This window comes from Tolypothrix sp. VBCCA 56010, assembly GCF_050875635.1.
In the GTDB taxonomy this organism is placed as follows: domain Bacteria; phylum Cyanobacteriota; class Cyanobacteriia; order Cyanobacteriales; family Nostocaceae; genus Hassallia.
This window is the reverse complement of record NZ_JBPAOH010000234.1, coordinates 1-7,835: the sequence shown is the minus strand read 5'-3', so window position 1 is coordinate 7,835 and position 7,835 is coordinate 1. Positions and strand designations below refer to the sequence as shown.

General features: G+C 42.5%; 11 protein-coding genes and 1 pseudogene. 7 read left to right on the top strand and 5 right to left on the bottom strand.

Features of this window, described 5'->3' with window-relative positions; all coding sequences use genetic code 11:
* The first annotated feature begins 108 nt into the window (after positions 1 to 108).
* Together AABK37_RS38825 and AABK37_RS38820 are read left to right on the top strand one after the other, a co-directional pair.
* On the top strand, positions 109 to 318 hold the full coding sequence (locus tag AABK37_RS38825; RefSeq protein ID WP_432556731.1) for a hypothetical protein: 210 nt from the start codon (positions 109 to 111) through the stop codon (positions 316 to 318).
* Between the two features lie 72 nt (positions 319 to 390).
* The gene (locus AABK37_RS38820; protein WP_432556730.1) at positions 391 to 585 is read left to right on the top strand and encodes a hypothetical protein; all 195 of its coding nucleotides are present in this window, start codon (positions 391 to 393) and stop codon (positions 583 to 585) included.
* A 69-nt stretch (positions 586 to 654) separates the two neighbouring features.
* On the opposite strand, the gene AABK37_RS38815 is transcribed toward AABK37_RS38820, so the two are convergent.
* The gene (locus tag AABK37_RS38815) at positions 655 to 1,029 is read right to left on the bottom strand and encodes a hypothetical protein (RefSeq protein WP_432556729.1); all 375 of its coding nucleotides are present in this window, start codon (positions 1,027 to 1,029) and stop codon (positions 655 to 657) included.
* Between the two features lie 744 nt (positions 1,030 to 1,773).
* On the opposite strand from AABK37_RS38815, the gene AABK37_RS38810 reads away from it, so the two are divergent.
* Entirely contained in the window at positions 1,774 to 3,087 is a 1,314-nt protein-coding gene (locus AABK37_RS38810; protein ID WP_432556728.1) for a type IV pilus twitching motility protein PilT, read from the top strand.
* Here the strand turns inward: AABK37_RS38810 and AABK37_RS38805 are convergent.
* Entirely contained in the window at positions 3,084 to 3,335 is a 252-nt protein-coding gene (locus AABK37_RS38805; RefSeq protein ID WP_432556727.1) for a hypothetical protein, read from the bottom strand. The genes AABK37_RS38810 and AABK37_RS38805 overlap by 4 nt on opposite strands.
* A gap of 28 nt (positions 3,336 to 3,363) precedes the next feature.
* On the opposite strand from AABK37_RS38805, the gene AABK37_RS38800 reads away from it, so the two are divergent.
* Entirely contained in the window at positions 3,364 to 4,128 is a 765-nt protein-coding gene (locus AABK37_RS38800; protein ID WP_432556726.1) for a circadian clock KaiB family protein, read from the top strand.
* Between the two features lie 22 nt (positions 4,129 to 4,150).
* On the opposite strand, the gene AABK37_RS38795 is transcribed toward AABK37_RS38800, so the two are convergent.
* Entirely contained in the window at positions 4,151 to 4,456 is a 306-nt protein-coding gene (locus AABK37_RS38795) for a hypothetical protein (protein WP_432556725.1), read from the bottom strand.
* A 42-nt stretch (positions 4,457 to 4,498) separates the two neighbouring features.
* Between AABK37_RS38795 and AABK37_RS38790 the strand changes: the two genes are divergently transcribed.
* From AABK37_RS38790 to AABK37_RS38780, 3 genes and pseudogenes are all read left to right on the top strand, one after another.
* Entirely contained in the window at positions 4,499 to 4,855 is a 357-nt protein-coding gene (locus tag AABK37_RS38790) for a hypothetical protein (RefSeq protein WP_432556724.1), read from the top strand.
* Positions 4,856 to 4,863: 8 nt separating this feature from the next.
* Positions 4,864 to 5,073: pseudogene (locus AABK37_RS38785) on the top strand (ARPP-2 domain-containing protein); the annotation flags it as partial.
* Positions 5,074 to 5,137: 64 nt separating this feature from the next.
* Positions 5,138 to 5,896 carry an MlaE family lipid ABC transporter permease subunit gene (locus AABK37_RS38780; protein ID WP_432556723.1) on the top strand — a complete coding sequence of 253 codons (759 nt, stop codon included), beginning with the start codon at positions 5,138 to 5,140 and terminating at the stop codon, positions 5,894 to 5,896.
* A 145-nt stretch (positions 5,897 to 6,041) separates the two neighbouring features.
* Here the strand turns inward: AABK37_RS38780 and ychF are convergent, their stop codons facing one another.
* Together ychF and AABK37_RS38770 are read right to left on the bottom strand one after the other, a co-directional pair.
* A complete protein-coding gene (ychF, locus tag AABK37_RS38775; protein WP_432556722.1) occupies positions 6,042 to 7,133 on the bottom strand; it encodes a redox-regulated ATPase YchF in 1,092 nt (363 codons plus the stop codon).
* A 62-nt stretch (positions 7,134 to 7,195) separates the two neighbouring features.
* A complete protein-coding gene (locus AABK37_RS38770) occupies positions 7,196 to 7,393 on the bottom strand; it encodes a hypothetical protein (protein ID WP_432556732.1) in 198 nt (65 codons plus the stop codon).
* Positions 7,394 to 7,835: the final 442 nt, after the last annotated feature.

Genomic DNA, 7,835 nt, shown 5'->3' with positions numbered 1-7,835 from the left:
GCTTTGATTATTTTTTGCCGAAAATCGACGGAGTAAGGTTTCATCTTAAACATTGAACCACTGGTTTTATTGTACTACACCTACCTGCAATCCGCTGTATGTCCTATTTTGTTGGAACTTAAAGATATTTTTCCCCAGAAAATTAGTTTATTTTCTGGAAATGATTTTTCTGTAGACCAATCAGTAGGACTAAACGGGGTTTGCGATTTTTTGATAAGTCGTTCTCCGGAACAGTTGTTTATTGATGCACCTGCGGTAGTAGTGGTGGAAGCGAAAAAAGAAGATTTGAATGGAAGGTTAGGTCAGCGAAAAGTTTGAGCGGAGGTTTCCTCCGTTCGCACTTGGCGTTGCCGAAGGCATCAAAGCTTTTCAAGAGAGTGCGTTGCAGAAATGATTGCAGCACAGCGTTTTAATGAACAAAATAATCAGTCGGTTCCTACTATTTTTGGTACAGTTACTACCGGGGACAGATGGAAGTTTCTCAAGCTGGAATCTAATACGGTAACTATTGGACTTTTAGAATACAATCTTCCTCCAGTTGAGCAAGTTCTCGGTATCTTAGTCAGTTTTGTTGCACATTATTAAGTAGAAGAAACATGAAAAAACCCGGCAAGACCGGGCAGATGCACTGTTTGTCGAGTATGGTAGTGATAATTATAATTTGACATCACAAGTTAAAGGACAAGCAGCGTAAACGGTAGTTTGTGTTTCATCTGCCTCTCCATGCAGCCAGCTTAACCATCTGACTTGACTTGGATGAACACCCTTGAGAGTTAACATCCCAGCAGCGAAAACAACAGCCATCACATTAAACAAAATCAAACCACCAGCAACCAGCAAAACAGCACTAACAGGCATCACAGATTGCAAGACAATCGACAACAAACATCCGACCGTAGCCATCAAGACAACTAAAGGAAAACCAACAACCAGCAAGCATACTGCCAAAGTGAAAGACCAGATTAAAAAGCTTTTGATCATCAACAAAGATTGAGTTTTGTTTAGATTAGAGCTTTGAGTTGCAACCATGAATTTTCCTCCCAAAAAAGTCTGAAATATTTATCTTGCTTGTTTAAAGCAAATTCGATATCTGAATGACTTTCAGTATATAAAAGCAAATCGGGTAAATGAGCATTTAGTTAATAAACTTTACAGTTAAGGTCTGGGGATCATGGATAAATGCCCTGATAAGCATTTTCTTGACTATCCTTTCCCAGCATCTACCTTAAGGAGTAGAAGGTAAAAGTATTAATTAATCGAGTGCGTTCTTAGCACTATAGATAATTTATGCTTAACATATCTTATCAAAAACAAGGTAGATTCTCATAATTGCTCTGATAAGGCTGAACAATTTATCGGCTATTGCTTTCGCTGTTATTTGCTAGCTAGTTGTATAAATGCCTAACACAAATTCCTCATCTTTAGATGAGTATATTTACATTTACTTATTAGTAACATTTTATTCTTTTAATTATACTTGGATATACTGAATGCCTTCTCTGCCTTTGATGTGTTAAACCAGTCAATATCAGGGAGATAAATTATTTATTGAACTGAAAGCTAGTCGAATTTATAAAAAACGGATACAAGTGAAGGGCGAGAAGATAGAACTGGTGATAGACATTTATTTGCCTTATGCCATTCGCAAATGAGTAAGTAGGCTGATAGCGATCGCTCTTTATCTCATCTTCTCTCATTAAAAGCCGATTTTTACTACCAAAACTAGCCGCTAATTCCACATATGAAACAAAACGCAGATTAATTTGAAGATATATGACAGAATCACAGCGTCCAGCAAATTCGACACCGATCGCAACCCGTAATATTCCCCCATTACCCCCACCACCACCAGCAAGCTTAAGCACCCAACGTCAGGCTACCCAAACCCTGGACATGACACTAGAAAAGACTGCCAACCGTGCAGGGATGATGAATGCTGCACCACCTCCACCACCAGCTGAAAAAGCCTCTCATCGTCCGGGTACTCCACCACCAATGCCTGGTGCAGTTCCTAGAAAAAGCAGTTCGGGAATGACTTTAGCCCAGTTGATTAAAGAAGCTTACGATAAAGGCTTTTCGGATATTCATTTGGGTGTCGGTGAAGTGCCTCGCTTCCGCAATCGAGGAGAAATGCAGCCAACAGAATATCCAGAAACGGATAAAGAGACTTTTATAAGTTGGGTGCGGGAGGTGCTGACAGAAGGAGAACTTAAACACTTTGAAGAACATCTAGAATTTGATGGAGCAACTCAGTACGACTTTGCCCGCGTGCGGATTAATATCTTTGACTCTCTCAAAGGCTATGCGATGGTAATGCGGTTAATTCCGTTGAAAATCCTCACCATAGATCAATTAAACTTACCCCCAGTTTTTCGCGATATCTGCCACTACCATAAAGGTTTGATTTTAGTGACTGGTCCGACTGGTTCTGGTAAATCCACCACAATGGCGGCGATGGTTGATTACATTAATAAGGAGATGGCTAAACACATCATCACCATCGAAGATCCAATCGAATTTGTCCACAAAAGCCAAAAGTCGTTGGTTAAACAACGGGAAGTAGGAATGCACACCCGAAAATTTGACAACGCTTTGAAAGCAGCTTTGCGGGAAGACCCAGATTTAATTCTGGTCGGGGAAATGCGGGATAAAGAAACGGTCAACACTGCCCTGAAAGCCGCTCAAACAGGTCACTTGGTAATGGGAACCCTCCACACCAACAGCGCGGTGAAAACGATTGAAAGAATTCTTAATCTTTTCTCAGCTGGAGAACAAGATGCGATGCGGGTAGCGCTTGCTGAGTCTTTAGTGGCAGTAATTGCTCAAGGTTTGTGTCGCACGACTGATGGCAAACGTGCTGCTTTCCACGATATCCTAATTAATACCGACGCAGTTAAAGACTGGGTAAAAGACGGTAAGTATGATGAAATTAGCGAGCTGATGAAGCAAGCTGGTTTTGACGGCATGATTACAATGAATCAGTCTCTGCTCAACCTTTATCAAGAAGGTCGCATTACTGAAGAAACAGCTTTGGAGATGTCACCAACTCCTAACGAAATGGCACAGTTTCTCCGAGGTCGAGTTTAAAAATTAGGGAGTGGGGAGACTCGTTGGAGAGGGGGAGACAAGGAGACAAGGAGAGGGGGAGACTCGTTGGAGAGGGGGAGACTCGTTGGAGATGGGGAGATGGGGAGACTCCTTGAAGATGGAGGGAAAGAATTATTCTCATTGTCCCCTTGTCCCCTTGTCCCCCTTGTCCCCTTATCCCCTTGTCCCCCTGTCCCCTTATCCCCTTGTCCCCATCCCCCCCTCTCCCCATCCCCCCCTCTCCCCATCCCCCCCTCCCCCCCTCTCCCCACTCCCTTGAATCCAGATAAACCACTTTTACCCCAGTTGTTTAAGGGCATTGCGCTATTTACACCTGGAGGAGATTTAATTTATTGCATCGACCCTGGCAAAAAAGGTCGATGGCATTTGCATTTGTGCGCTTTTTTACAAGAAATTTTAGACTTACCAGAACCGCCTCATTTTTTAGTGCCTTGCTACACGGCAACTATTGACCACTGGTTAGATCCGCGCACTCAACAAGTACGAACTTTTGCGGAAGCTTATCCGTTGGTAATGCGACATCAAGCTGTGCTGAATGCTGTTTTTTGCACGGGGGATTTAGTTTGGCAAGCTGCCCCGTGGCAAGAGGGATTGTGCGATCGCATGGTATTATCTAGTTATCGATCTTCATTTGAGCAACTTTGGGAAGACCATGATTTAATTGTGCGTTTAGAGTTCTCTCAAGCTCAAGTATCTCCAGAACCGATCGCCGCAATCCAACAAAAAGCCGAACCGAAAACCCAAGGCTTTGTTCTTCGCTTATTTGTTGCCGGACATAGTGCCAACACTGAACGCATTCTTCAAAATTTACATGAATTGTTAGAGCGATCGCTTAAACATCCTTATACTTTAAAAGTCATTGATGTTTTGACAAATCCAGAACTTGCAGAACTCGATCAAGTTTCCGCAACTCCCACCCTCGTTAAAGTTTGGCCCCACCCAATTCGACGAATGGCTGGGGATTTGGATAATGTGGAAAAAATCTTGCAAATGTTAGGAACTAAAAAAGGCACATTCTAGAGACGTTTTCCCAGAACATATTCTAAAGATGTTCCGCTTTCAAGAGCAGGTTTGTAACAATTTGCTCCCATTCTTGATTCAATTCGGCGGTAAACTCTGGTTTGCCACTACGCCTGTACCAATATCTTGCATTGTCCAAGTCGCCTTCTTTACGGTGCAAGTACGCATGAACCCAAGCACTGTCAACATCGCCGGCATCGTTTAAAATATTATGTGCTTTGTGCCAATCTCCTTTTTTGTCATACCACAAAGCTTGCAGTGTTTTTGGCAGAGAAGATGGACATTTTTCTTGTTTTTCTAACAATTGCATAAATTCATTCAGCGTCATAATACCAAACCTGATAAAACTCTAAATAAGTCATAGCGTCTTTTGATATCATCATCGCTAGAAGAACGTTTGATTTTCACCTTCCTTGGGGTAGGTGAGAGGCTTCTATTGAAACTTCAGCTTCAGAAGGTCAACTTTCAGCTTCAGAAGGTCAACTTTCAGCCTCAGAAGGTCAACTTTCAGCCTCAGAAGGTCAACATTGAGCCTCAGAAGGTCAACTTTCAGCCTCAGAAGGTCAACATTGAGCTTCAGAAGGTCAACTTTCAGCCTCAGAAGGTCAACATTGAGCTTCAGAAGGTCAACTTTCAGCCTCAGAAGGTCAACATTGAGCTTCAGAAGGTCAACATTGAGCTTCAGAAGGTCAACTTTCAGCCTCAGAACATGACTGTTGACTGTTGACTCTTAATGCTTTATCTCACGAACTTGGTTGCCGTTTTGAAAGTTCTTTTAGTGGACATTATATTCCCGGATTAGAAGATGCTTTGCGTGTATTTGAAATTCATGAAACACAAGTTGGGGTGTTAATTTTTGTTGCCGAAGCTTTTACTTCTGCTTTTGTGGTTTCCACACCCCAAGACTACCGCGCTTTAGACACCAGCTTGCTAGAGGATTTCTACGCTTTGGCTGCACGCAAAGCGACAAAGTAGGATGGGATAAAAGTGAAATTGCGACCAAGAGATAATGAAGGAGCGATCGTGGATTGTCCGCTTTGCAGCTGCTATGCTGCTTTTTGGTCAAGTTTGGCTGCATTTACTTCAAGGAAAAATGCACAACCGTCATATTATGGAACATATGGTAAAAGCAGGACCTGCTTCTATCTTTCCAGTTTTGCTGGTGAGTGGTTTTGCAGGGATGATTTTTACCATTCAGACGGCAAGAGAATTAGTTCAATTCGGTGCGGTAAATGCTGTTGGGGGTGCTTTTGCTTTAGCTTTCTGCCGAGAATTAGCTCCTATTTTGACAGGTTGTGTAATTGCCGGACAAGTTGGTTCGGCTTTTGCGGCAGAAATTGGTGCAATGCGAGTCACAGACCAAATTGATGCACTATATATGCTGAGAACCGATCCAATTGATTATTTAGTTCTTCCGAGAGTCATTGCTTGCTGTTTGATGGTGCCGTTATTAACAATTTTTGCCTTAGTTATCGGCATAGCTGGCGGAATTTTTGTCGCCTTCCAATTTTACCAGATAGCTCCGGAAACATTTTTAGACTCAGTTAGAAGTTTTTTAGAACCGTCAGATTTGGTGATTATTGTGCTGAAAGGATTTCTCTTTGGTTCAATGATTGCTGTCCTGGGTTGTAGTTGGGGACTAACTACCCAAGGAGGAGTAAAACAAGTAGGAGAATCAGCAACTGCCGCAGTTGTGACTACTTGGGTGTCAATTTTTGTGATTGACTTTGTTTTATCTTTGCTGCTATTTGACAAACCGATATTTTAGAAAAAAATAAACTTGAGCGCGTAGCGCTAACGCACCGCAGCGCGTAGGGTGCGTTATGCTGCGCTAACGCACCGCAGTCATAAATAATGGTGCGTTACGGCATTCGCCGTAACGCACCCTACATGCTATATTCCTGATATTATTCCTACACATTAAATCGGAATAACATCACATCTCCTTCTTGCACAACATACTCTTTACCCTCACTTCTGACTAATCCTTTTTCCTTTGCCGCAGTCATCGAACCAGTTGTCACCAAATCATTGTAAGCAACAGTTTCGGCGCGAATAAATCCCCGTTCAAAATCAGTGTGAATTACACCAGCAGCTTGAGGTGCAGACATTCCTGCATGAATTGTCCATGCGCGGGTTTCTTTTTCGCCAGAGGTGAAATAAGTCCTTAAACCTAAAAGCGTGTAAGTAGCACGAATCAAAGATTTTAAACCACCTTCTTCTACACCCAAAGATGCGAGAAAATCAGCTTTATCTTCTTCTGGTAACTCAATTAATTCTGATTCCACTTGAGCGGAAACCACTACAACTTGAGCATTTTCTTGACTGGCAATTTCGCGGACTTTTTCCACAAAATCATTACCACTTGCCAAGTCATCCTCAGAGACATTAGCAGCATAAATAATCGGTTTATTTGTGAGTAATCCCAATCCTTTAATTATCTCGGTTTCTTCTTCTGTCAAACCAAATTGGCGGACTGATTTGCCTTCATTTAATGTTGCTGCTAATTTCTCTAAGAGTGTTAATTCTAACTGTCCTTCTTTGCTGGTACGCGCTAGTTTGCGAGTGCGTTCAATGCGGCGTTCAATTTGTGATAAATCAGCTAAACCGAGTTCCAAATTGATGATTTCAATATCTCGCACTGGATCTACTGAACCGGCAACGTGGATAATATCATCATTCTCAAAACAGCGTACTACATGAACGATCGCATCCACTTCGCGAATGTGGGAGAGAAATTGATTTCCCATTCCCTCACCTTTACTTGCACCTTTAATCAAACCGGCAATATCGACAAATTCCACCTGAGCCGGGACAATTTTCTTAGCAGCAGAAATCTTTGCCAAAACATTTAAACGTTCATCTGGCACGGAAACAATGCCGACATTCGGGTCTTTTGTACAAAAAGGGAAATTAGCAGCTTCTGCCTTGGCATTTTCCACCAAAGCGTTGAACAAAGTAGATTTTCCCACGTTGGGAAGTCCGACAATTCCGGCTCTTAGCATTTTGGATTTTAGATTTTGGATTAAAGTCCAATCACTATCTTACAAATTACTAAGAATTAGTTTTAGACTGGTTCGGGAATTGTTTGGGGAATTGGACTGGGAACCGGCTGCGGAATCGGAGCTGGTACAGGTTGCGGTACTGGTTCTGGTGTCGGAGTGGGAATCGTTGGTTCCGGACTAGGTGCCGGACCAGGTAGCGGATTCGGTTCGGGTGTGGGAATCTGTGGTTCGGGTATGGAAATAGCAGTGGGATAAATCATAGTTAGCTTGTAAAAATTATCCGACTTTACCAACCTAGATGACAAGGAACATAGCTGACATCTTCCTAAAGTATTTATTGTTTGCGCTCGCAATTTTTTGGGCATTCTACTTTAGTGGAGGTCTTGGCATTTTTATTTGTGGCTTACTCATAAAATTGCGCTTGACAACTGACCAGGACTTACGCAAGATGTGACCGAAAACCTGATTCTTGCGTAGCGGTAATTCATGAATTACCGCTACTTTCGTTATGTTTTGCGTAAGTCCTGCTGACATTTAATTTGAGATGGACTGATGTCAAAATTCACTCTTAGTCAATGGCTGCGTCAACTTCGAGTCGGAGTGCGATTCGTTGAGTGAGGAATCACGGTTAAGTCCGTAAATAATCACTCCAACCCCCTTTGGGTTGAACTCCAGACAGGATGGAGGTGCAAGCCCTCCCTC